The organism is Dyella japonica DSM 16301 (assembly GCF_001010355.1).
Taxonomy (GTDB): domain Bacteria; phylum Pseudomonadota; class Gammaproteobacteria; order Xanthomonadales; family Rhodanobacteraceae; genus Dyella; species Dyella japonica.
Genome location: NZ_JPLA01000043.1, coordinates 102,137 through 124,846 on the forward strand (window position 1 = coordinate 102,137; position 22,710 = coordinate 124,846).

Here is a 22,710-nt window from a genome sequence, read left to right on the forward strand (position 1 = left end):
CTGGACGCTCTTTCGCCCGGGCTTCAATGCACCTTGCGGCGTAGATAGTTCAGCAGATCGATGCGGGTGATCAGGCCCAGGAACTGCTCGCCATCCACCACGATGGCCACGTGTCCGCGGTCGAACACCGGCAGCAGGGATTCGATCGGCGAGCGCACGTCCAGCATGTGCAGGCTGGTGATCATGGCGGTGGACACCGGGTCGCGGAATTTCGCTTCATCGGCATGCACGTGCATCAGCACGTCCGATTCATCGAGGATGCCGACCAGGCGGCTGCCATCCATCACCGGCAGCTGCGAGACGTCGTACAGCTTCATGCGCGTATAGGCCGTCATCAGCAGTTCGTTCGGGCCGATCACCACGGTGTCGCGCTGGGCGAAGGGGCGCAACAGCAGGTCGCGCAGATCGCCGTGCTGCTCGCGTTCGATGAAGCCGTTGTCGAGCATCCAGTAGTCGTTGTACATCTTCGACAGGTACTTGTTGCCGGTGTCGCACACCAGCGTGACCACACGCTTGGGCGCGGTCTGCTCGCGGCAATAGCGCAGCGCGGCGGCAAGCAGGGTGCCGGTCGAGGAACCGCCAAGGATGCCCTCCTTCGCCAGCAGCTCGCGCGCGGCCAGGAAGCTTTCCTTGTCGGGGATGGCATAGGCCTTCTTCACCCGCGTGAAGTCGCTGATGCTGGGCAGGAAATCCTCGCCGATGCCTTCGACCATCCAGCTGCCCGACTTGGTCGAGAGCACGCCTTCGTTGATGTACTGCGCCAGGATCGAACCGACCGGATCGGCCAGCACGAAGTCGGTGTTGGGCGAATGTTCGGCGAAGAACTTGGACAGGCCGCTGAGCGTGCCCGACGAGCCGCAGCCGACCACGATCGCGTCGACCTTGCCATCCAGTTGCTCAAGGATTTCCGGGCCGGTGGTGGCGATATGCGCGGCCGGGTTGTCCGGGTTGCCGAACTGGTTGATGAAGTAGGCGCCTGGCGTTTCGCGCGCGATGCGCTCGGCCATGTCCTGGTAGTACTCCGGATGGCCCTTGGCCACGTCCGAGCGCGTCAGCACGACCTCGGCGCCCATCGCCTTGAGGTTGAAGATCTTCTCGCGGCTCATCTTGTCGGGCACCACCAGGATCAGGCGGTAGCCCTTCTGCTGGGCGACCAGCGCCAGGCCCAGGCCGGTGTTGCCCGCCGTGCCCTCCACCAGGGTGTCGCCCGGGCGGATCCGGCCGGCGCGCTCGGCGCCTTCGATCATCGACAGGCCGATGCGGTCCTTGACCGAGCCGCCGGGGTTGGCGCTTTCCAGCTTCAGGAAGAGCTCGCACGGTCCAACGTCCAGGCGCTGCGCGCGTACCATCGGGGTACGTCCGATCAGTTCAAGGACACTGTTGTGGACCGACATAAAAACTCCTTCCTGTAGGCAGCGGCTGCTTCTTGGCGGCCGCTCGGGAGGACGATGATAACCGAGCGGCCTGCACCCTTCGCCGGCCCCGGAAACAACGCGGCCCCGGAGCCGTGAGGCGCCGGGGCCGCGTTCATGCGAAAACGTCGCAGATTCAGTTGATGTGGTGCGCTCGGCTATCCCACATGCGCTGGAGTCGCTCCTTCGCGTGGAGTTTCTCCTTCTTCATGCCCGATAACGTCATGTCATCGATGGGAAGCACGCCGATTTCGGCGTCGTGCACCTTGCTGTCGAGTTCTTTGTGATGCTGGTAAAGCCGACGAAATTCGGCGTCGGCCTTCATCAATGCCTCGACATCATCACGCTGCTGGTTTTCAAACATGATGGAACCTCCTCTGAGAGTACGGCGGGACCGTTGGGGGAACCCGCTGACGAGGAATCACGCACACGCACCCGCCATCCATGCCGGTTGTCCGGTCCATGGAGATCGATGAAGGAGGAAGGTTGGGCGCATGACTCACGTCGGTGACCCAGGCGCGGAGATGCCCCTGGGAACTTGACCCTACTCCCCGATCTGGGGTCATGCAAGCGTCATATACGCCGCAGGAAATACCGGAACTTTCCTAAAAAAGGCTGCCAGAACAGTCTTTTGCACAAGGCCAACGCAGGCGTCGCGAAATTTGAACAGAGCGCCTCGCCACGGGCGATGTCTCAACCGGCTGCGGACAAAAAAGAGGCCGGCGGAATCACCGCCGGCCCCCTTCACACCCGCATGGTCAGGAGTTACTTGCCCTGATCCTTGTTGGTCGTGCTGTCGCCCTGCATCTGCTGGCGCATGGCGCGAGCAGCCTGGGCCGCGAGGTCCGCCTGCTTCTTGGCGGCATTGGCGACCTTGGCCTGGGCGGCGGCCAGTTTCTTGGCCTGGTCGGCCTGGGCCTGGGCCTGGGCGGCGGCTTCAGCGCCTGCAGCGAGCTGGCGGGCCGATTCCTCCTGCGCGGCCTGGTATTGCAGGCGCTGGCGTTCCAGCTCGCGACGGGCCATTTCCGTTTCGCGGCGGCTGCCGTCGAGCTGGATCTGGTCGTGTTCGCGATCGAGCTTGCCGATCTGCAGCTGGGCATCCTGCAGCTGGGCCGTGGCGCGGGCCAGATCGACCCGGCGCTCGGCGATGTAAAGCGCATGCGTGCGATCGCGCGAGCGGGCCTGGGCCAGCTGGTTCACGGCGTCGCGGGCGCGCGCCTGCTCGGCCTGGGCATAGGTGCCGATCGACGGGTCGCTGGAGAGCTGGTCGAGGCTGTTGCTGAGCCGGGCCACGTCCATGTCGTCCTTGGCCGCATGAACGCTGCCTACGGCGGCCACTGCGAACAGCAGCGTCGAAAGGCGGAGGGTCAGATGTTTCATTGATGGCCTCCTTGGTCAGTGCTCGACGCAGGCGCAGGCTGGTCGGGATTGGGATTCTGCGGGTAGGTCTGGAAGCCCTGCCCCTGCGGCACGGGTTCGCCCAGTGCGGAACTCGGCGGCGCCGGCATATCGCCGGTCTGCTGCTGTTGCGGCAGGCCGGACGCCTGGCTCTGGTTCTGCTGTTGCTGGTCGGCCAGAGACTGGTCGATCTGCTCGCGCAGCTGCTGGTTCGCCGAGGTCTTGTTCTGGATCTGCGCCCGGGCGGCGCCCAGGCGGGCCTTGGTGCGGGCCAGTTCGGCGCTGGCCCGGGCCTCGTCGGCCAGTTGGACGGCGTCGTCGTAGTCGCGTTTGGCTACCGCGTTCTGGGCCTGCTGGAACTTGTCCTGGGCGTTGCCCAGGTCGATCGGGTCGTAGACCGCGGCGTCGGCATCACGTGCCGCCTGCAGCTGCATCTGCGCCTGATTCATGACCCCGTCCGGCGGCGGCGCGGACGCGCAGCCCGCCAGCGCCAGCGTCATGGCCAGCGCCAGGGTGGAGACCGTCAGGCGCGCGAACTGGGGTCGCGGCCGTGGCGGGGAAAAGATGTGCACCATCACTCAGTCCTCTCAGAGTGTCACAGCGTATTGTGGGCGGGCATAATCCACTTTAGCAATGCGCACGGAACTAGGGGATTCGAGTGGACATTGGTTATTTCCTCAAGCTAATGGTTGACAAGGGCGCGTCGGATATGTTCCTGACGACGGGCGCCCCTGTGAACATTAAGGTCGAGGGCAAGCTTTACCCGCTGGGCAATACCGGCCTGCCGAGCGGCATGGTCAAGAAAATCGCCTATTCGCTGATGGACGAGGGCCAGGTACCGCAGTTCGAGCGCGACCTGGAGCTGAACATGGCGCTGGCGGTGAAGGAAGCCGGCCGTTTCCGCATCAACGTGTTCAAGCAGCGCGGCGAAGTGGGCATGGTCATCCGTGCCATCAAGAGCGAAATCCCCAGCATCGACCAGCTGCAGCTGCCGAGCATCTTCCGTGAGCTGATCATGGAACCGCGCGGGCTGATCCTGGTGGTGGGCGCCACCGGCTCGGGCAAGTCGACCACCCTGGCGGCGATGATCGATCACCGCAACCAGAATTCCTCGGGCCACATCCTCACCATCGAGGACCCGATCGAATACCTGCACCGCCACAAGAAATCCATCGTCAACCAGCGCGAAGTCGGCCTGGACACGCACAGCTATCACGAAGCCCTGCGCAACGCGATGCGTGAGGCGCCGGACGTGATCATGATCGGCGAAATCCGCGATACCGACACCATGGAAGCGGCCATCGCGTTCTCCGAAACCGGGCACTTGTGCCTGGCGACGCTGCACTCGAACAACGCCGACCAGACGCTGGAACGCATCCTCAACTTCTTCCCCGAATCGGCGCACAAGAACGTGCTGATGAACCTCGCGCTCAACCTGCGCGCGGTGATCAGCCAGCGCCTGGTGATCGGCAAGGACGGTCGCCGCCTGCCGGCCACCGAGGTGCTGCTCAACACGCCGCTGATCCGCGACATGATTCGCCGCGGCCAGGTGCACGACGTGAAGGAAGCGATGGACCGCAGCTTGCAGGAAGGCATGCGCACCTTCGACCAGTCGCTGTATCGCCTCTACAAGGAAGGCCGCATCGAGCTGGAAGAAGCGCTCAACAAGGCCGACTCGCGCGATGGTCTGGCGCTCAAGGTGCGCCTGTCCGACAGCGGCGGGAATGCGGAAAGCACCGAGCTGGCGGGTAATGACCCGTACGGGCTGGGCTTCTAAGCGGCACAGCCGCGTAGAAGAGTCCAACTCACCTCACCGTCATTCCGGCGAAAGCCGGAATCCAGCGACTTTAGGCTTTTCGCCGCCCGTGCAAAGGCACTGGATTCCGGCTTTCGCCGGAATGACGGTGAGGGGTTATCCGGCCGCCGCAGCAGCGACCTTTCGCCGGAATGACGGTGAGGGGTAATCAGGCCGCCGCAGGCGCGTCCGGTTGCGCTTCCGGCGCCGCCCGCTGGAACGCCGGCAGTTCTTCGCAGGCCGCGTGGATGCGACGGATCGTCGGGTAATCCTCCATCGGCAACTTCCAGCGCACCGCGTTATAGACCTGCGGCACCAGGCACGCATCGGCCATGCCGGGCGTATCGCCATGGCAGAACCGGCCGGTCGCCACGTTGCCGGCCAGCATCGACTCCATCGCCTGCAAGCCCAGACTGATCCAGTGGCGCGACCATACGCCCTTGGTGGCGTCGTCCACCCCAAGCTGTGAGCTCAGGTACTGCAGCACCCGAAGGTTTCCCAGCGGATGCAGGTCGCAGGCGATGACCTGCGACAAGGCACGGACGCGCGCCCGCCCGACCGGGTCCGACGGCAGCAGCGGCGGCTCGGGACGGGTTTCGTCCAGGTATTCCATGATGGCCATGGACTGGGTGAACACCCGGCCGCCATCGACCAAGGCAGGCACCAGCTCCTGCGGGTTCAATGCCTGGTAGTCCGGCAGATGCTGCTCGCCGCCCTGGTTCACCAGGTGTACGGCTTCGGACTCGTACGGCAAACCCTTGAGGTTCAAGGCGATGCGCACGCGGTGGGCGGCGCTGGAGCGCCAGTAGCCGTACAGCACCAGATCCTGCCCCATACCCGTTCCTCCGGCCAAAGTGAGATTCATAGGATACCTGTCATACGGTTTGCATCACTGCGAAGCGGGCGGGACAATAGGCGGTTCGCGCCCAAGGGCGCCGCATTCATGAATCCAACCAGGGAGTTCCGCCGTGTCCGTTACCCGCATGAGCGATCTTGATCTGCGCGGCAAGCGCGTGCTGATTCGCGAAGATCTGAACGTACCGATCGAGAACGGCCGGATCACCTCCACCCAGCGCCTCGACGCGGCGCTGCCCACGCTCAAGGCCGCGCGCGATGCCGGCGCCAAGGTGATGGTGCTCTCGCATCTGGGCCGTCCGAAGGAAGGCCAGTTCGACGCCGAGTCCTCGCTGGCGCCGGTCGCCAAGTGGCTGGGCGACAAGCTGGGCCAGCCGGTCCGCCTGGTCGCCGACTACCTCGACGGCGTCGATGTCGCCGAAGGCGAGGTGGTGGTGCTCGAGAATTGCCGCATGAACGTCGGCGAAGGCAAGGACGACGACGCGCTGTCCAAGAAGTACGCCGCGCTGTGCGACATCTTCGTGATGGACGCCTTCGGCACCGCGCATCGAGCGCAGGCGTCCACCCATGGCGTGATCAAGTTTGCCCCGATTGCCGCCGCCGGCCCGCTGCTGTCGGCCGAGCTGGACGCGCTGGGCAAGGCGCTGGAACAGCCTGCCCGCCCGCTGCTGGCCATCGTTGCCGGCTCCAAGGTGTCGACCAAGCTCACCCTGCTGGAAAACCTGATCGGCAAGGTCGACCAGCTGATCGTGGGCGGCGGCATCGCCAATACGTTCATCGCGGCCATGGGTTATTCGGTGGGCAACTCGCTGTATGAGCCCGACCTCATCGGTGCCGCCAAGAAAGTCATCGCCGACGCCAAGCGCCGCAACGCGGACGTGCCGCTGCCGGTGGATGTGGTCGTCGCGCCGGAGTTCTCCGCGCATGCGCCCGCCACGGTCAAGCCGGTGGACGAAGTGAAGGACGGCGAGCTGATCCTCGATATCGGTCCTGAAACCGCGCGCCGCTATGCCGAGATGATCGCCAAGGCCGGCACGGTGGTGTGGAACGGTCCGGTCGGCGTGTTCGAATTCGACGCCTTCGGCCATGGCACCGAGACGCTGGCCCGCGCCGTGGCCGGTTCGCCTGCGTTCTCGATCGCCGGTGGTGGCGACACGCTGGCGGCGGTGGACAAGTACGGCATCGAAAAGGATGTGTCGTATATCTCCACCGGCGGCGGCGCCTTCCTCGAATTCCTCGAAGGCAAGGAGCTGCCGGCCGTGGCCGCGCTCAAGGCACGTGCGGGCAAGTAATGCTTTGTCTGTTTGATCTCGATGGCACGCTGATCGATTCGGAGATCGGCATCCTGGGCTGCGTCCGCCATGCACTGACGCAGCTGGGCGTGGAACATCCCGCACAGCTGCGCCACTGGATCGGTCCGCCGCTGCGGCACAGCTTTGCGCCGCTGCTGGACCACGATCACGATCGCATCGAACAGGCGGTGGAGTTCTACCACGAGCGATTCCACTCAATCGGCTGGCAGGAACACTCGGTCTATCCCGGCATCGAAGCGATGATCGAGCGGGTGCAGGCGGCGGGGCATACGCTTGCCGTCGTTACCAGCAAGCCGGAACGGCATGCGCGACCGATCATCGAACACCTGCCGTTCGGCACCGCGTTCAGCCGTCTATATGGCCCGGACCCGAGCAGCCCGCATAGCGAGAAGGCCACGATGATCGCCGCTGCGCTGGCCGATTTCGGCGCCGAGCCGGAACAGGCCGTGATGATCGGCGACCGCCATTTCGATATCGATGGGGCGGTGGCCAATCGCGTGCGCGGCATCGGCGTGCTGTGGGGTTTCGGCAGCCGCGCGGAGCTGGAAAAGGCCGGTGCGGATGAATTGGCTCACGACCCGGGACATCTGGCGCAACTCCTCACCTTGTAGGAGCGCACCCTGTGCGCGACCGCACCCTCCAAGGTCTCCGCATGGTCGGGCCGTCGCGCACAGGGTGCGCTCCTACAAGGGTACGGCCATAAAAAAAGCCGCGGCATTGCCGCGGCTTTTTTCATTCAGCGCGGGCCTCAGCCGACCACGCGCTTCACCGCATCGACCACGTGGGCCACGGTGAAACCGAAGTGCTCGAACAGCTGCGGTGCCGGCGCCGAGGCGCCGAACGTGGTCATGCCGACCACGTCGCCATCCAGGCCCACGTACTTGCGCCAGAAGTCGGACGTGGCTGCTTCCACCGCGACGCGTGCGCGGCACCAGCCCGGCAAGATCGCTTCACGGTATTCCAGCGGCTGTGCGTCGAACACTTCCGTGCACGGCATCGACACCACACGTACCGGCACGTTCTGCTGGGCCAGGGTGCGGGCCGCTTCCATTGCCAGTTCCACTTCCGAACCGGTGGCGATCAGGATGGCCTTGAACTTGGTGTCCTGCGGATCGGACAGCACGTAGGCACCGCGTGCGATATCGGCCACCTGCTGCGCGCTGCGCTGCTGGTGCTTGAGGTTCTGGCGCGAGAACACCAGGCACGCCGGGTTGCCCTTGCGCTCGATCGCGAGCTTCCACGACATCGCCGATTCCACCGCGTCGCACGGGCGCCACACCTGGTTGTTCGGGATATAGCGCAGCGAAGCGAGATGCTCCACCGGCTGATGGGTCGGGCCGTCTTCGCCCAGGCCGATCGAATCGTGCGTGTAGACGTGGATAGCGTGCGCCGGAATCAGCGCACTCATGCGCACCGCGTTGCGCGCATAGTCGGAGAACACCAGGAAGGTGGCGTCGTACGGAATGAAGCCGCCATGCAGCGCCAGGCCATTGGCGATCGCGGTCATGCCGAACTCGCGCACGCCGTAATACACGTAGTTGCCCTTCGGATCGAAACCGTTGCCGGCGTCGACACTGCCCTTCCACTTGGTCAGGTTGGAGCCGGCCAGGTCGGCCGAGCCGCCGATCAGTTCCGGCAGCAGCGGCGCGAACGCGTCGATGGTCATCTGCGAGGCCTTGCGCGAAGCGATCTCCGGGCCGTCGGCCTGCAGCTTGTCGACGAAGGCCTGCGACTTGGCCGCCCAATCGGAAGGCAGTTCGCCCGACACGCGACGATTGAATTCCGCCGCCAGTTCCGGGAAGGCCGCCGAATACTTGGCCACCGCGTCATGCCACTTCTGCTCGCGCTCGACGCCCGACTTCTTGTGGTCCCAGCCGGCGTAGATGTCGGCCGGAATCTCGAACGGCGCGTAACGCCAGTCCAGCGCGTCGCGTGCGCCGGCCACTTCGTCCTTGCCCAGCGCGGCGCCGTGGCTCTCTTCCTTGCCCTGCTTGTGCGGCGCGCCGAAGCCGATGATGGTCTTGGCGCAGATCAGCGTGGGCTTGTCGGACTGGCTGGTGGCGGCCGCGATGGCCTGCTTGATGGCATCGGCGTCATGGCCGTCCACGCCGCGGATCACGTTCCAGCCGTACGCCTCGAAACGCTCCGGCGTGTTGTCGGTGAACCAGCCGTGCACTTCGCCGTCGATGGAGATGCCGTTGTCGTCGTACACCGCGACCAGCTTGCCCAGCTTCCAGGTGCCGGCCAGCGAGGCAACTTCATGCGAGATGCCTTCCATCAGGCAGCCATCGCCCAGGAACACATAGGTGTGGTGGTTGACGATCTCGTGGCCCGGGCGGTTGAAGTGTGCGGCGAGCACCTTCTCGGCCAGCGCAAAACCGACGGCATTGGCCAGGCCCTGGCCGAGCGGACCGGTGGTGGTCTCCACGCCTGGGGTTTCGCTGGCTTCCGGATGGCCGGCGGTCTTGGAATGCAGCTGGCGGAAGCGCTTGAGCTGATCCATCGGCAGGTCGTAGCCGGTCAAGTGCAGCAGGGCGTACTGCAGCATCGAGCCGTGGCCGTTGGAGAGCACGAATCGGTCGCGGTTGAACCACTTCGGGTTGGTCGGGTTGTGCTGGAGGAAGTCGTTCCACAGCACTTCGGCGATATCCGCCATGCCCATGGGCATGCCCGGGTGGCCGGAATTGGCCTTCTCCACAGCGTCCATGGCGAGGGCGCGTACGGCATTGGCAAGTTCGCGACGGGTTGTCATCTAGGGGTCTCCGGGGAAGGCGGCCATAAAAGTACGTATTGTCGCCGATCCTGCTTACCCCTGTCGTCACTCACACCCTCTTACCCAATTGTTAAGAAAATTAACTCACCCTTAATAGTGAACTAACGAGTATTGAAACTAATCGACCCACTCACCATCTAAGTAAAAGTACCGGGTCCACAAGGTACCCAGCCGCGCTCCGCCGAACCCCCGGCGCCGCGGACTGGCCCAATAAGATGATGAGGAGTCCCCCATGAAGAACACCATTCTTGCTCTCGCCCTGGCTACGGCCGGTCTCGCCGTCGTCCCGGCGGCTTTCGCCCAGGACGCCGCCCAAGGCAACGCCCAACAGGGCTGGTACCTCGGCGCCAACGCCGGCTACGCCCAGGTGCAGAAGGGCCCCTACGACAACGGCGCGTTCGCCGGTGGCGTGAAGGGTGGTTACCGTTTCGCGATCAACCCGGATACCTCCCTGGGTGCGGAAGTGGGTTACGTCTATCTCGGCCGCGCTGACGCGCGTGGCCAGTACACCCAGAACTACGCCAACTACAACGGCGACAACGGCAAGTCCAAGCTGCAGGGCGCGACCGCCGGCCTGAACCTGCGTTACAGCTTCAGCCCGAACTGGTACGGCGAAGTCCGTGGCGGCGCCTTCTTCGCCAAGGGCTCGGGCCTGACCAACGACAAGACCAATCCGGAGATGGTCAACTTCAACAGCACGCGTTACTACGCGGGTCTGGGTGCGGGTTACAACATCAACAAGAACATCAGCGTTGGCCTGAACTGGGATTACTACGACGGCAGCCAGAGCGACAAGAACATCCACCTGCCGACCAACCTGTACAGCGTGAGCGCGGAATACCGCTTCTGATCCACGCGTACGGTGAAACAAAAAAGGGCGCCGAAAGGCGCCCTTTTTTTCTTTGTTGCACACCAGGAAAAGTCTTTGCCTCGCGAATCAAGAGCATTCCTAAGGACCTGCCGACTGTCTCCGGTCTAACCTTTCCAGTCGGCTCACACGGACCCGGCCGCGCTCCACTTGCGGCCCTGGCGGAGTCGATCCTGTCCCACAATGGAATGCTCCCCATGAAAAAAATGATTGCGGCTTTTGCGTTGGCCACGGCTGGCTTCATCACCCTCCCGGCAACTGCGCAAACAGCCGGTGGCAACTACCAGCCCAGCCAGCCGGTAGGCAGCAGCAACTGGTTCATCCGTGGCGGCGTAGGCGAAGGTCATATGGCAGATGCGCCTTATGGCAATCACCCAACCTCCTACGACCTCAGCGGCGGCTATCGCGTGAAGGTCGGTCCCGATCTCGGCTTTGGCGTCGAGCTGGGCTACAACCATATGGGCACGACCCAGTGGAAGGTAGGCAATCCGTCAGCCCCCTTCACCAAGCGCCAGGACATGCATGGCTGGACCGCTGGCTTCAACGGCAGGATCAACCTCTGGCAGGGCCTGTATTGGAGTGGACGCGCTGGCGCCTATGCCTGGGAAGCCCACGGCTACAACGATCAGCTCGACCGCAAGCACCAGAGCGGCACCAGCTGGTATGTCGGCACCGGCGTTGGCTACGATTTCAACGAACGCTTCAGCCTTGGGCTGGCCTACGACTACTACAAGGCGGATATGAGCCGTGATTACGGTGTGCGGTCGACGGACTCCCTCTCCCTCTCCGCGGAATACCGGTTCTGATCTTTCAGCTAGTGCAAAACAAAAACGGGCGCCTCGCGGCGCCCGTTTTCTTTTGTAGCGATGAAGAAGCGATCGCTTACTTGGCGTTCCACTGGCCCAGCGCGGCGAGGCCGTTGTCCTTGGCGCGAGCCAGCACGGTCTTCTGCGCGTCGGCGTAGTTCGCCTTCATGTCCTTGGACCACAGCTTCAACGCGGCCTGCTGCATGGCACGGCCGTAGGAGAAGCTCAGCGGCCACGGGTGCGGACCCATGCGGTTCATCGCATTGAGGTGGGCGGTGGACTGCTCGTCGGTCTGGCCGCCCGAGAGGAACACGATGCCCGGCAACGTAGCCGGCACGGTGGTCTTGAGCACGCGCACGGTGGCTTCGGCGACTTCTTCCACTTCGGCCTGCTCGTCCGAATCCTTGCCCGGAATGACCATGCTGACCTTCAGGATGGTGCCTTCGAGCATCACGTTCTGCTCGTACAGCGCATTGAACAGGCTGCGCAGCACGGCTTCGTGCACTTCGTAGCTGACTTCGATGCTGTGGTCGCCGTCCATGATCACTTCTGGCTCGACCATCGGCACCAGGCCGGCTTCCTGGCACAGCGCGGCGTAACGGGCCAGCGCGTGGCAGTTCGCTTCGATCGCGGTGGAGGACGGGTTGTCTTCGCTGATGTTGATCACGGCGCGCCACTTGGCGAACTGCGCACCCAGCTTCACGTACTCGGCCAGGCGCTCACGCAGGCCATCGAGGCCTTCGGTGACCACGTCGCCCGGGAAACCGGCCAGCGGCACCGGACCCTTGTCGACCTTGATGCCCGGGATGATGCCGTTCTTCTTCATCACCTGGGTGAACGGCACGCCGTCCTTGGTCGACTGGCGGATGGTTTCGTCGTACAGGATCGCGCCGGAAATGTGCTCGTTGAGATTGGGCGCGGTGAGCAGCAGCTCACGGTAGGCGCGACGGTTCTCTTCGGTGTTGTCGATGCCAACGGCCTCGAAACGCTTCTTGATGGTGTTGGTCGACTCGTCGATGGCGATGATGCCCTTGCCGGGCGCGACCATCGCGAGGGCAACGCTTTCGAGATCTTCGATGCTCATGACAACTCCGGATACTTAGGCGGTGTGGGCCGCACAAGGTGATGCCGCCCGGGGGCGGCAAGGTCGTGAAAGGCCGCGATTATAGGCCATAAGCCCGCCCAGGGCCTGGAACGGCCCTGAACGGCGCCAGGGCTGGGCTGGCGCGGCCCTCAGGCCTGGTCGAAGTTGGGCAGCTTGCAGGCGTCGATGATGGCCTGCTTCTGCGCGGCGTCGGCCGGCAGGTTGAACGGCACGATGTAATAGGTGTTCACCGGCTCGTGGGTGCTGTTCTTCAGCGACGGGCCGTAGCGAAGATTGGTCACCACGCTCTTGGCCACGGCATCGAGGTCGCTCTGCGGAACCACCTTGCGCACGGTGATGTTCTGCGGGACGCCATCGGTACCGATCATGAAGCTCACGGCCACGCAGCCGGGCTTGTCCATGTTGCGGCCGCTGTTGGGAATGTCCGCGTCGACCTTGGTATTGAGCATCAGCCAGTAGGCCTGGATGTGCTCGGGGCCGACCATGCGAGCCTGGGACTGTGCCATGACCGGGGAAACCATGCCGGCAAAAGCGATGGCAACGGCCGAACAGATCGTTAAGAGCTTCGTTTGCATGTTTGTCTCCCAAACCGCGACGTGCGGCCTGCAGCTAGTTTAGCCTTCGCGGGCCTCGTCGACCGCAATCGCCACAGGCTGCCCGGCCGTTCGCAATTGCTGCAGATACGCCGTCAAGCCACGTGCGCCAAGAGTCAGCGCAAGACCTGCCACCGCAGCCACGACGTACTCCACAAACATGGTCTTTTCGTAGGTGGGCGGAGTCATGGGCACGCCGCCGACCATGATGTGGTTATAGGCCAGCAAATTGAGGCCGTGCGCCAGCATGCCCGCGAGCCCCGTGATGAGCTTGTAGATACCCGCTACCGAAAAGGCGATGTACTGCAGTTGGATCGCACTGATGTCGCTTTCGAACACGTCCCGATGGGCGCTGCCTGCGGCCCACCAGGCCAGTAGCCCAGGCTTGATCCAAAGGACGAAGGCGAGCACGAGACCCAGTCCATCCAGCACGATGGCGTCGATCGCCAGCTGCCCGTCTGCGCGTATGACAAATAGCCGTGGCCATTGCTCGACCAGACCCACCGCCATGAGCACGGCGCCCAATCGGATCGCCATGCAAAGCACGCTATAGAGTGTCGTTTTCATGCATTCCCCTGAATGATTGCCTGAATAAACCCCGGCCCAGACAGTATCAGGTCGACGGAGCGCCATCGTCCGCCGACCCGGCCCACACCAGGTCGACGGACGAGGCAACTCAACGATCGCTTAGAGGTCGCGCAGGCACTCCACCACGCCTTCGGCGCCCACCGAGAGCAGCTTCAAGGTGTTGGTGCCGCCGCCCTGGCCGATGTGATCGCCATGGGTCAGCACCACGCGATCGCCCTCGGTCAGCTTGCCCGCGACGTACAGCTGGCGCACGGCATCGCGCGCGGAGCCGGCCGGCGTCTGCGAGACATGGGTGAACTTCACGGCCGTGACGTCGCGGAAGATCGACATGCGGCGGCGCGCATCGTCGAACGGCGACAGCGCATAGATCGGCACCGCGCTGCGATAACGCGACAGCCACTGCGCGGTGGCGCCCGACTCGGTCAACGCGACGATGGCGCGCACGCCGAGCTGGCTGGCCAGCACCATCGCCGCGAGGGCAATGGCCTGGTCGGTGCGATCGAGCAGGTGGCCCTGCGTGGCGGGATCTTCCTTGGGTTCGAACTGGCGTTCGGCGCCCAGGCAGATACGGCGCAGCGCGGCTACGGCCTTGTCCGGATGCGCGCCGGCGGCGGATTCTTCCGACAGCATCACCGCATCGGTGCCGTCGATCACGGCGTTGGCCACGTCCATCACTTCGGCGCGGGTCGGGATGGGCGAGCGCACCATCGACTGCAGCATCTGCGTGGCGGTGATCACGGCGCGATTGCGCTGCACCGATTCGCGGATGATCTTCTTCTGCAGGCCGGGCAGTTCGGCGTCGCCGATTTCCACGCCCAGGTCGCCACGCGCCACCATCACCACGTCGGAGGCGTCGATGATTTCGCCGAGCACCGGGATGGCGTCGGCGCGTTCGATCTTCGCCACCAGCGATGCCTTGCCACCGGCTTCTTCCAGCAGGCGACGCGCCTCGTTCATGTCGGCGGCGGAACGCACGAACGACACGGCAAGGAAGTCGCAGCCGATTTCCGCGGCGAGCTTGATGTCGGCCTTGTCCTTGTCCGACAACGCCGATACCGAGAGGCCGCCGCCCTGGCGATTGAGGCCCTTGCGGTCGGAGAGCTTGCCGGCGATCAGCACGCGGCAGCGGATTTCCTGGCCGACCACCGCCTCGACGGTGAGCGCGACGAGGCCATCGTCGAGCAACAGCACGTCGCCCGCGGACACGTCCTTGGGCAGGTCGTAGTAGCTGACGCCCACGCGGGTGTTGTCACCCAGCGGCGCGCCCGGGCTGCAATCGAGCACGAAGCTGTCGCCCACCTTGAGTTCGATCGGACCGTTGGCGAAACGCTCGACGCGAATCTTGGGACCCTGCAGGTCGGCGAGCACGCCGACCTCGCGGCCCAGCTTGGTCGCCGCATCGCGCACGGCCACCGCACGGGCGCGGTGATCGTCGGGCTGGCCGTGGGAGAGGTTCAGCCGAACCACGTCCACGCCTTCGGCGATGATTTTTTCGAGCATGCCAGGCGCGTCGGTCGCGGGACCGAGGGTGGCAACAATTTTTGTGCGTCGCAGCGGATTGTCAGTAGTCATACATCGAGACTAGCAAAATCACGCCGATCTTCCAGAGGCCTGGCGCAGGCTTTTTGGCCTTGTTTTCACTCACCCAAGTGGACTGGTTGTGGCATGCGGACCACCTGCCCCCACTGGTATTACGCACTGACAGTGAGAATGGGGTCAACACAAATAACTGGTCTGCTCGATGGACGGACAGACGTCCAAACACTGGTGTCATGGCGCGCCGTCTTCAATTCCACTCTGCCGGTCTGCAGCAGCCACGGAACGCTCGGACGACGGGGAGCATGACGGCGCCTTCGGGCGCGCCGCAGTTTCGTTTTGCACTGCAGCACACATGATCGAAAAATGATCAGCAAGGGCGATGGCATCGCGCGCGCATGGACTTGCGATCGCCCATCGTCCATGCGCTAGCATCGCCGGGCGGATGGAGGGATCCGCGACAGGGACTCAAGGGGAACGCTCATGCCTCGTTTCATCCGCACGGCCTTGATGGCCGCCTTGGCTGCTGCGTGTCTGGCGCCGACAGCGGCGCCGTCCGCCGAAGCTGCCGCCAGCGCCGCACCGTCGGCGAGTGATTTCATCCGCCCTGCCGAGTTCAGCGATGTGCAACTCGCACCCGACGGCAAGCACATCGCGGCGCTGGTGCCGCGACCGGACACGCCGTACGAAAACATGCTGGCGGTCATTGATACGACGACGGCAAAGCCGGTGGCGACGGTGCGCTCGGGCAGCCGCACCATGCTCGGGCACTACGTCTGGGCCAATGAGCATCGTCTGGTGGTAGCCCTGGCGGTGCGCACCGGCAGCCTCGAAAAACCCTCGTCAACCGGAGAGCTGATTGCCTTCGACGCCGACGGCAGCCGGGGCACTTATTTGTTCGGCTGGCGAGGCGGCACGTACGCCGACAGCAACCACATGCTTCGTGGCGGCCAGGCGCGCGAAGCCTATGCCAGCCTGATCGATTCGGCGCTCGTCCAGGAAGGCCGCTACGCGCTGGTGCGGACAGAGCCGTTCACCGACGACCCCGCTGGCAGCGTGCCCTCGATAGAACGCCTGGACGTGGTCAACGGCAACAGCAAGCGCATCATCGGCGGCCCCGCCGCCGATACAGACATCATCGTGGATCATTTGGGCGAGCCGCGCGCCGCTCTCGGCGGCACCTATCACCAGCCCAAGCTGTGGCTGCGCGACGCCGGCAAGGACTGGACACTGTTCAACGACCCGGCCAAGACGCACGTCTCGATCGAGCCGGTCAGCTTTGCGCGCGACAACCGCCGGCTCTACGTGCGGGTGACGCATGACGAAGGCCCGCGCTCGCTCGAACTGCTCGACCCGCAAACCGGCCAGCGCAGCATGGTGTATCGAGGCAAGTTCAGCGACCCGGGTGCCGTACTCGTCACCGCGGACCGCCAGGACATCTACGGCGTGATCACCAACGAGGGCATGCCCGGCGTGCATTACATCGACCCCGATGGCCGTGAAGCGCAGATCAGCGAAGCCCTGGGCAAGAGTTTTCCTGGACAGCTGGTTCGCCTGACCTCGTTCTCCGGCGACGGCAGCCTCGCCATCGTCATGGTGAGCAGCGACCGTGATCCTGGCGACTACTACCTGTTCGACCTGGACAAGCGACAGGCCCGCTATCTCTTCAGTGCGCGCCGCTGGCTGCCGCCCAAGCAGATGCATGCGATGACGCCGATCGAACTGGTGGCACGCGACGGCCTGCCTTTGCATGGCTTTCTCACCGAGCCGTCCGGCAAAGGCCCTTTCCCCATGGTCGTGCTGCCGCATGGAGGCCCGCATGGCGTGGTCGACCGCGGGGAGTTCGACGAAGAATCACAGTTGCTGGCATCGCGCGGTTACGCCGTGCTGCAGGTGAACTATCGCGGTTCCGGCGGCCTAGGCTCGTCGTTCGAAGAGCGCGGCTATCGCCAATGGGGCGCGGCCATGCAGGACGATCTTACCGACGCCACCCAGTGGGCGATCCGCGAGGGCCATGCCGATGCCAAGCGCATCTGCATCTACGGCGGCAGCTACGGCGGTTATGCCGCGCTGGAGGGTGCAGTGCGCGAACCCGAGCTCTATCGCTGCGCCGTCGGTTACGCAGGCGTATATGACCTGCGCATCCAGTTGGACAAGAGCGACATCCATCGTTCCGACTCCGGCGCGGACTATTTGAAGATAGTCCTGGGCGACGATCGCGCCGAGCTACTGCGCCGCTCGCCCGTGGCAGGCGTGGATCGGATCAAGGCCAACCTGTTGCTGATCCATGGCGGACTCGATGAGCGCGCCCCATTCGCCCACTTCAGAGCCTTCACTGCGGCGCTGGACAAGCAGGGCAAGCACTACGAATCACTGACCGAGCCGCAGGAGGGGCATGGTTTCTTCCTGCAGGAACATCGCCTGGCGATGTACGACAAGCTGCTGGATTTTCTCGATCGCAACATCGGCCCAGGCAGCAACGGCGCGGCAGCGAGCGCCGCGCCGTAACGTTCGTCCGCTCAGCCCTTGGCCAGGGTCAGGTTGAGCACTTCGGCAAGGCGACGGCCTGCTTCGCGCAGGCGCAGCTCGGCCACCGGCAGTTCCTTGTCCACGTAGGCCTGGTCGATCTTGTGGCCGTCGGGATAGATGTCGCGCGAGATCGTGCACGACTCTTCAGCCCACTGCGCGTACGCGTTGTCGAACGGCGCGATGGGCTTGGGCAGGGTGACCGTGCCCTGCGCTTCCAGCTTGTCCGCGTAGGCCTTGTATTCCAGGCCACGCGTCTTGAGCAGGCCCGAGTCCCACACGCTGTGCAGGTTGGTGCCCTTGTCCTGGAACTGCACCTGGTAGGCGTTGCCGCCCTTGTCGTCCCGCGAACCGCCGTGCAGCGGCTGATGCTCGTCGCCAATGAAGTGCACCACGAACTTCAGCGCTTCCAGGCGCGTCGCGTCCGACTGGCTCTTGTCGCCCAGCACCTTCACGTAATGGTCGATGCCCTCGACCACGCACTGGCCGTCCTTGCAGTCACGCGGCGGCGTGTAGTTGCAGTCGCCGGAGGTGAAGTCGACGTAGTGCAGCGCGCGCGTCTGCTTCCACAGCGCGTCCTTGGTCGGGTCGTTGCGGATCTCGTCCGGCCAGCTGGCGATGTCGGCCAGCGACTTGGTGTGCTCGGGCGCCAGCAGGCGCTCCACCGCCGCCTCCGCCGCCGGGCTCAGGTGACGCTGGGCCAGATCGGCCACCACGCTATGGCCAAGCTGGCCCCAGGCATGGACGGCGGGAGTCAGGGCGAGACAGATGAAAGCGGCAGCGGCGGTTCGACGCGGGAAGGGCATGGTGCGATGAGTCTTGGCAGGGGAAAACGCGAAGTCTGCCACAGCCTCGTGACAGGTCCGCACTACCCCGGATCAGCCCGCGTCGGGCAGCGGAAGCAGCGTCCCCTCTCCGTCACGCACGCTCACATCCACCTTGATGCCCTGGCGCACGCTCTGCGTGGCGATGCAGAAATCCTCGAACTGGGCGAGCGCGCGATCGAGATGCTCCAACACCTCGGCCTTGTCGGCCAGCTGCAGGTCCACGCCGATATGCGTGATGCGCAGGCGGTTGTGCTCGTTGCGGGTCATGGTGACCTTGGCCTTGGTGCCGATCGTGCCCGGCGTGTTCTTGTACTTGCGCAACGCGAACAACAGGCTGGCCGCCAGGCAATTGGCCACGGCGGTACCGATCAGGCGCGATGGATTGGGGCCGGCGTCGCCGCCCAGCGGCGAGGTTTCGTCGGTGATGAGGTCGGGAATCGCCGTCTCGTCGAAACGGACGCGGAATTCATAGTCCGACACCTGCTCCAGGGTGATCCCAAAGCTCTGTTCTGCCTCGCTCATGCCACTCTCCTGCCCGGGCCGTTGCCCGAAAGTAGTTGATTCAAGCGCTTCTGGGCTCCCCTGAACAGCCCCATCCGGGGAAACCGCGGCCTGGATGGGACCGCCCGGCCGGTTCAGGCTAAAATGACGGTTTTACGGCGGTCCCACAGCCGCCATCTTCGCCATCCCATCGGAGGACGCTGTCCCATGGCAATCAAGGTCGCCATCAACGGTTACGGTCGCATCGGCCGCAACATCCTGCGCGCGCTGTACGAAGCCGGTCGCACCAACGAGATCCAGATCGTTGCGATCAATGATCTGGGCAATGCCGAGACCAATGCGCACCTGACCCAGTACGACACCGCCCATGGCAAGTTCCCGGGCACGGTGTCCGTGGACGGCGGCGATCTGATCGTCAACGGCGACCGCATCAAGGTCTGCGCCGAGCGTGATCCCTCCAAGCTGCCGTGGGGCGCCCTGGGCGTCGACGTGGTGCTGGAGTGCACCGGCCTGTTCACCTCCAAGGCCAAGGCCAGCGCGCACATCGCCGCCGGCGCCAAGAAGGTGATCATCTCCGCCCCGGGCGACAAGGACGTGGACGGCACCTTCGTCTTCGGCGTCAACGACGACAAGCTCACCTCCAAGCTGGAAGTGATCTCCAACGCCTCGTGCACCACCAACTGCCTCGCTCCGCTGGCCAAGGTGCTGCACGAGAAGATCGGCATCCAGCGCGGCCTGATGACGACCATCCACGCCTACACCAACGACCAGGTGCTGACGGACGTCTATCACTCGGACCTGCGCCGCGCCCGTTCGGCCACGCACTCGCAGATCCCGACCAAGACCGGCGCCGCCGCCGCGGTGGGCCTGGTGCTGCCGGAACTCAACGGCAAGCTGGACGGCTTCGCCATGCGCGTGCCGACCATCAACGTGTCCGTCGTCGACCTGGTGTTCGATGCGGCTCGCCCGACCACCAAGGAAGAAGTCGACCAGGTCATCAACGACGCCGCCAATGGCGCGCTGAAGGGCATCCTGGCCGTCAACACGCAGCCGCTGGTGTCGATCGACTTCAACCACAACCCGGCGTCGTCCACCTATGACGCGACGCAGACCCGCGTCATGGAAGGCACGCTGGTGAAGGTGCTGTCGTGGTACGACAACGAGTGGGGCTTCTCCAACCGCATGCTCGACATGACGATTGCGATGATGGCTGCCAAGTAAGTCACTGCGCATCGCTGTGAATGCAAAAGCCGGGCCCTGCCCGGCTTTTGTTTTTTCCGGCCGGCCTCGACGTGACAAGCCGTCGCATGGTCATGACCGTCTGACCCAGATCAAGGCAGTACGTCTGCGCCAGCGCAATCGTTCGGGTTTCCCTACCAAGAACCCGGAGATACCCGATGATACGCCAAGCCCTCTTGCTCGCCCTGCTCGGCCTGTCCGCCACGCCCCTGTGGGCCGCCGATTGCGCCGCCACCATCGAGGGCAACGACGCCATGCAGTACAACCAGAAAGACATCACGGTACCCAAGACCTGCAAGCAGTTCACCGTGACGCTCAAGCACACCGGCAAGCTGCCCAAGGCCGCCATGGGCCATAACTGGGCGCTGGGTACGGCCGCCGATGAGCAAGCCATCGTCACCGATGGCATGAAGGCCGGTGCCGCGGACAACTACATCAAGCCTGACGACACGCGCGTGATCGCCCATACCAAGCTGATCGGCGGCGGTGAGTCGGACAGCGCCACGTTTCTTGTGTCCAAGCTCAAGGCCGGAGAAACCTATGCTTATTTCTGTACGTTCCCGGGTCATGCTGCGCTGATGAAGGGCACGCTAACGCTGCAGAAATAACGCAGCCAAAAAAAAGGCCGGAGCGTGTCCGGCCTTTTTTTCTCAAGTCACTCGACGACTCAGGCCAGCGCGGCGAGCGCGGCGTCGTAGTTCGGCTCATGGGCGATCTCGCTGACGAGTTCGCTATGCACCACCTTGTTCTGCGCATCGAGCACCACCACCGCGCGCGCCGCCAGACCGGCAAGCGGGCCGGAGGTGATCGACACGCCGTAGTTCTGCAGGAAGTCGTGACCGCGCAGGGTCGACAGCGTCACCACGTTGCTGAGGCCTTCCGCGCCACAGAAGCGTGCCTGCGCGAACGGCAAGTCGGCGGAAATGCACAGCACCACCGCGTTGTCGAGCTGGCTGGCGTCCTGGTTGAAATGGCGCACCGACATGGCGCAGGTCGGCGTGTCGACACTGGGGAAGATGTTCAGCACTTTGCGCTTGCCATCGAAGCTGGCGAGCGTGACGTCGGCCAGATCCTTGCCGACCAGCGAGAACGCGGGCGCAGCCTCGCCCTTCGCGGGGAAGTGGCCGTCGACCTGGACCGGATTGCCTTTGAGCGTGACGTGGGACATGGGACACCTCGTTGGATGGGGCCTACAAGTAAACCATGCCGCCATCCCGAAGCACGATAGCCAGGCCTCACTTATCGGCGAGCGTCCGCTCGATCGCCTGGACGAATTCGGGGTCCACGCGCCCGATCACATTGGTGCGGGCCACGATGCGCCCGTCGGCATCCAGCAGGATCAGCTCGCTCGAATGGTTGAAGTCGCCATCCGGCAGCTGCCGGTACTGCAGACCCAGCACGGCGGCAAGCTGCCGCGCGGCCGTCGGGCTCGCTGTCCTAGCAAGCGTCCATCGTGGTGCCGGCAACTGTCGCCGCTGCGCATAGTCATGCAGTACGGGCACCGTATCGCGGGTGGGATCGAAGCTCACCAGCAGAACGTTCAACGGGGCGCGACCCGGCGCTCGCACGGCCTGCGCGGTGAGCTTCATGGTGTCGACGATCATCGGGCAGACCATGCTGCACGAGGTGTAGAACATCGACACGAGCTGCACCTGCCCGCGCCGGTCTGCCCAATACCCGTCGCGCCCCTCCTGATCGGTCAGCACGACATCGAGCTGGTACACCGAAGCGCCTGGCAAGGGCGCTTCGGCCAGCGTGTGGCCCACCATCAAAAGCAGGAGCATTCCCAACAACAGTCGTTTCATGATCGCTCTCACAGGGGGCGAACGCAGCGAAAGCCCAGCGTTCGCGTGGTGTCTGACGCTTTCAGCGCGGACAGCATCGCGACGCGCATGAGCGTCGCGTAGTTTTCCTTCTGTTGCATGGTGACGGCGCCGGCGCCGCAGAACTTCATGGTGTCCGCGCCGTTCTGGTCGCGGCTGTCCGCGCTGACCAGGAGGGCGTTGAAGTCATCGACCCATTCCCACACCAGACCGTTGAGATCACGTATGCCATGCACGTCGGCTGCACCACCGACGTTGGCCAACGCGGCGCCTGATGGACGTCCATACCAGCTCAGCACCCGCTCGCGCCATTGGGGGTCCGCACGCGCATCGGCATGCTGCGCGTCTGCGGCGGCGGCGTATTCCCACTCGTACCAGGTCGGCAGGCGCGCCTGCTCGCTCTCGCAGTATGCCTGGGCCGCGAACCAGCTCACCCGCGTCACCGGTTGTTCCGGCAGGGCCTGATCACCCGGCGCCGATGCGCTTGCCCAATGCGACAGATAGCCTTCGTCTGCGAGTGCGGCAGGCACGCTCCCCTTACGCCATGCAGGATGCGTCTGCACGAAGGCCAGGTACTGGGCATTCGTCACCGGTTCGATACGCATGGCGAAGGCTGCGATGCGAGCCGACGCGGCTATGCCATCCGCCGGCAGCACGCTGTTGAACACGGCCGCCGGCAGCGCCGCATACTCCGCAGCCGCCGCAGGGAATCCCGCAAGCAGCGCAGCGAGAATGGGTACAGCGCGCATGCG

Annotated in this window: 23 protein-coding genes; 8 read left to right on the plus strand and 15 right to left on the minus strand. The window is 64.5% G+C overall.

The window, feature by feature from the left end; all coding sequences use genetic code 11:
- Nucleotides 1-23: 23 nt before the first annotated feature.
- The 4 genes from Y882_RS15065 to Y882_RS15080 all read right to left on the minus strand — a co-directional run bounded on the left by Y882_RS15065 (nt 24) and on the right by Y882_RS15080 (nt 3,259).
- Nucleotides 24-1,394, minus strand: coding sequence for a pyridoxal-phosphate dependent enzyme (locus tag Y882_RS15065; protein ID WP_046972764.1), 1,371 nt, complete (start codon nt 1,392-1,394; stop codon nt 24-26).
- A 154-nt stretch (nt 1,395-1,548) separates the two neighbouring features.
- A complete protein-coding gene (locus Y882_RS15070) occupies nt 1,549-1,776 on the minus strand; it encodes an HP1242/YdcH family protein (protein WP_046972765.1) in 228 nt (75 codons plus the stop codon).
- A gap of 401 nt (nt 1,777-2,177) precedes the next feature.
- Nucleotides 2,178-2,792, minus strand: a complete 615-nt coding sequence (locus Y882_RS15075; RefSeq protein WP_046972766.1) for a DUF4398 domain-containing protein — start codon at nt 2,790-2,792, stop codon at nt 2,178-2,180.
- Complete coding sequence (locus Y882_RS15080) at nt 2,789-3,259, minus strand: DUF4398 domain-containing protein (RefSeq protein WP_244466359.1); 471 nt, start codon at nt 3,257-3,259, stop codon at nt 2,789-2,791. The genes Y882_RS15075 and Y882_RS15080 overlap by 4 nt, the downstream gene beginning before the upstream one ends.
- Nucleotides 3,260-3,495: 236 nt before the next feature.
- On the opposite strand from Y882_RS15080, the gene Y882_RS15085 reads away from it, so the two are divergent.
- Complete coding sequence (locus Y882_RS15085; protein WP_280136534.1) at nt 3,496-4,587, plus strand: PilT/PilU family type 4a pilus ATPase; 1,092 nt, start codon at nt 3,496-3,498, stop codon at nt 4,585-4,587.
- Nucleotides 4,588-4,774: 187 nt separating this feature from the next.
- Here Y882_RS15085 and maiA read toward each other — a convergent pair whose 3' ends face one another.
- A complete protein-coding gene (gene maiA, locus Y882_RS15090; protein ID WP_046972768.1) occupies nt 4,775-5,440 on the minus strand; it encodes a maleylacetoacetate isomerase in 666 nt (221 codons plus the stop codon).
- 133 nt (nt 5,441-5,573) lie between these two features.
- Here maiA and Y882_RS15095 point away from each other — a divergent pair, with 133 nt between their 5' ends.
- Both Y882_RS15095 and Y882_RS15100 read left to right on the plus strand, forming a co-directional pair.
- Nucleotides 5,574-6,752 (plus strand): phosphoglycerate kinase, encoded by a 1,179-nt coding sequence (locus Y882_RS15095; protein ID WP_046972769.1) that lies wholly within the window; start codon nt 5,574-5,576, stop codon nt 6,750-6,752.
- Entirely contained in the window at nt 6,752-7,384 is a 633-nt protein-coding gene (locus Y882_RS15100; protein WP_046972770.1) for an HAD hydrolase-like protein, read from the plus strand. The genes Y882_RS15095 and Y882_RS15100 overlap by 1 nt, the downstream gene beginning before the upstream one ends.
- A gap of 137 nt (nt 7,385-7,521) precedes the next feature.
- On the opposite strand, the gene tkt is transcribed toward Y882_RS15100, so the two are convergent.
- Complete coding sequence (gene tkt / locus Y882_RS15105) at nt 7,522-9,525, minus strand: transketolase (RefSeq protein WP_046972771.1); 2,004 nt, start codon at nt 9,523-9,525, stop codon at nt 7,522-7,524.
- 253 nt (nt 9,526-9,778) lie between these two features.
- On the opposite strand from tkt, the gene Y882_RS15110 reads away from it, so the two are divergent.
- Both Y882_RS15110 and Y882_RS15115 read left to right on the plus strand, forming a co-directional pair.
- The gene (locus Y882_RS15110; RefSeq protein ID WP_046972772.1) at nt 9,779-10,396 is read left to right on the plus strand and encodes an outer membrane beta-barrel protein; all 618 of its coding nucleotides are present in this window, start codon (nt 9,779-9,781) and stop codon (nt 10,394-10,396) included.
- 215 nt (nt 10,397-10,611) lie between these two features.
- Nucleotides 10,612-11,220: an outer membrane beta-barrel protein gene (locus tag Y882_RS15115; protein WP_046972773.1), complete on the plus strand. Its 609-nt coding sequence runs from the start codon at nt 10,612-10,614 to the stop codon at nt 11,218-11,220.
- A gap of 76 nt (nt 11,221-11,296) precedes the next feature.
- On the opposite strand, the gene Y882_RS15120 is transcribed toward Y882_RS15115, so the two are convergent.
- The 4 genes from Y882_RS15120 to pyk form a co-directional block, all read right to left on the minus strand.
- Nucleotides 11,297-12,304 (minus strand): class I fructose-bisphosphate aldolase, encoded by a 1,008-nt coding sequence (locus tag Y882_RS15120; RefSeq protein WP_046972774.1) that lies wholly within the window; start codon nt 12,302-12,304, stop codon nt 11,297-11,299.
- 149 nt (nt 12,305-12,453) lie between these two features.
- Entirely contained in the window at nt 12,454-12,831 is a 378-nt protein-coding gene (locus Y882_RS15125) for an energy transducer TonB (protein ID WP_244466360.1), read from the minus strand.
- A gap of 108 nt (nt 12,832-12,939) precedes the next feature.
- Nucleotides 12,940-13,485: a hypothetical protein gene (locus Y882_RS15130; protein ID WP_156171500.1), complete on the minus strand. Its 546-nt coding sequence runs from the start codon at nt 13,483-13,485 to the stop codon at nt 12,940-12,942.
- 120 nt (nt 13,486-13,605) lie between these two features.
- Complete coding sequence (gene pyk, locus Y882_RS15135) at nt 13,606-15,078, minus strand: pyruvate kinase (protein ID WP_046972777.1); 1,473 nt, start codon at nt 15,076-15,078, stop codon at nt 13,606-13,608.
- Between the two features lie 447 nt (nt 15,079-15,525).
- Between pyk and Y882_RS15140 the strand changes: the two genes are divergently transcribed.
- Nucleotides 15,526-17,550 (plus strand): alpha/beta hydrolase family protein, encoded by a 2,025-nt coding sequence (locus Y882_RS15140; RefSeq protein WP_052950041.1) that lies wholly within the window; start codon nt 15,526-15,528, stop codon nt 17,548-17,550.
- A gap of 11 nt (nt 17,551-17,561) precedes the next feature.
- Here Y882_RS15140 and Y882_RS15145 read toward each other — a convergent pair whose 3' ends face one another.
- Both Y882_RS15145 and Y882_RS15150 read right to left on the minus strand, forming a co-directional pair.
- Nucleotides 17,562-18,374: a S1/P1 nuclease gene (locus Y882_RS15145; RefSeq protein ID WP_046972778.1), complete on the minus strand. Its 813-nt coding sequence runs from the start codon at nt 18,372-18,374 to the stop codon at nt 17,562-17,564.
- 72 nt (nt 18,375-18,446) lie between these two features.
- Nucleotides 18,447-18,917, minus strand: coding sequence for an OsmC family protein (locus tag Y882_RS15150; RefSeq protein ID WP_046972779.1), 471 nt, complete (start codon nt 18,915-18,917; stop codon nt 18,447-18,449).
- Between the two features lie 186 nt (nt 18,918-19,103).
- Here Y882_RS15150 and gap point away from each other — a divergent pair, with 186 nt between their 5' ends.
- Together gap and azu are read left to right on the plus strand one after the other, a co-directional pair.
- Nucleotides 19,104-20,117: a type I glyceraldehyde-3-phosphate dehydrogenase gene (gene gap, locus Y882_RS15155; RefSeq protein WP_046972780.1), complete on the plus strand. Its 1,014-nt coding sequence runs from the start codon at nt 19,104-19,106 to the stop codon at nt 20,115-20,117.
- 176 nt (nt 20,118-20,293) lie between these two features.
- Nucleotides 20,294-20,743: an azurin gene (gene azu, locus Y882_RS15160; protein ID WP_156171502.1), complete on the plus strand. Its 450-nt coding sequence runs from the start codon at nt 20,294-20,296 to the stop codon at nt 20,741-20,743.
- A 59-nt stretch (nt 20,744-20,802) separates the two neighbouring features.
- Here azu and tpx read toward each other — a convergent pair whose 3' ends face one another.
- From tpx to Y882_RS15175, 3 genes are all read right to left on the minus strand, one after another.
- Complete coding sequence (tpx, locus tag Y882_RS15165; RefSeq protein ID WP_046972781.1) at nt 20,803-21,303, minus strand: thiol peroxidase; 501 nt, start codon at nt 21,301-21,303, stop codon at nt 20,803-20,805.
- A gap of 67 nt (nt 21,304-21,370) precedes the next feature.
- On the minus strand, nt 21,371-21,940 hold the full coding sequence (locus Y882_RS15170) for an SCO family protein (protein ID WP_046972782.1): 570 nt from the start codon (nt 21,938-21,940) through the stop codon (nt 21,371-21,373).
- 8 nt (nt 21,941-21,948) lie between these two features.
- A complete protein-coding gene (locus tag Y882_RS15175; protein ID WP_046972783.1) occupies nt 21,949-22,707 on the minus strand; it encodes a formylglycine-generating enzyme family protein in 759 nt (252 codons plus the stop codon).
- Between the last annotated feature and the right edge of the window lie 3 nt (nt 22,708-22,710).